We start from the raw sequence: 813 nt of genomic DNA, 5'->3' as shown, positions 1-813 counted from the left end.
TGTAGTGGTCAACTAATTTAGGACACCTGATAAGAGGTTTTTATTAAAGTAGCGCTTCTCTTTTTCTAACGGTGTTAAATAATTGTTGAAACGATGCGGTCTCACGGTTTGATAATAGCCCCAGATATAATTACTGATGGCGATCTTAGCTTCAGTAATAGCCTCATAACCGCCCTTTGGCATCCACTCCGTCTTGAAACTTCTAAAGAAGCGTTCAGTAGGTGCATTGTCCCAACAGTTGCCTTTTCGGCTCATACTCTGCTTCATATCCTTACAGCCAGCTACTGCGTCAGTGAACTCTTTACTAGTGTAATGCGTACCTTGATCAGAATGAAACAGCACACCGCTGGGTTTAAGTCTAGTGTGATAAGCCATCTGTAGCGCTGATGCGGTCAAAGTGCTGTCAGGCGAATTTGACACAGCAAAGCCCACCACACGCCGAGCATATAAATCTAAAACGATAGCTAAATAGCACCAGCCGCCTTTGATGCGAATATATGTGACATCACCTGTCCAAACTTGATTGGGTGCTGTTGGGCTAAAGTTACGGTTCAATAGGTTTCCATGGATTTTATGCGTGTTATCAGCGTGCTTATATTTGTGCGTCTTTAACTGACAGCTTTTAAGGCTCATATTCTTCATAAGTTTACCTACCATATAACGGGTCAGCTTGATGTTATGCTCATTCATTAATATGGCGGCAATGCTACGAGCGCCTGCTGAGTGCTTTGAATCGTTGAATATTTGGCGTATTAAGGCTTTGGTTTTGACGGCTTCAAGGCTAATTGGCTTGGGCTTTATTCCATAGTAGTA

The 813-nt window shown here is 42.7% G+C and carries 1 protein-coding gene; it reads right to left on the bottom strand.

All coding sequences use genetic code 11. The annotated features are described in order from the left end of the window. Nucleotides 1–12: 12 nt before the first annotated feature. On the bottom strand, nt 13–813 hold an 801-nt coding region (locus QL982_RS14475), incomplete at its 5' end, for an IS3 family transposase (protein WP_290190452.1).

This window comes from Psychrobacter sp. 5A.1, from assembly GCF_030407455.1.
Classification (GTDB): domain Bacteria; phylum Pseudomonadota; class Gammaproteobacteria; order Pseudomonadales; family Moraxellaceae; genus Psychrobacter.
This window is presented reverse-complemented; position numbering and strand designations above follow the sequence as displayed.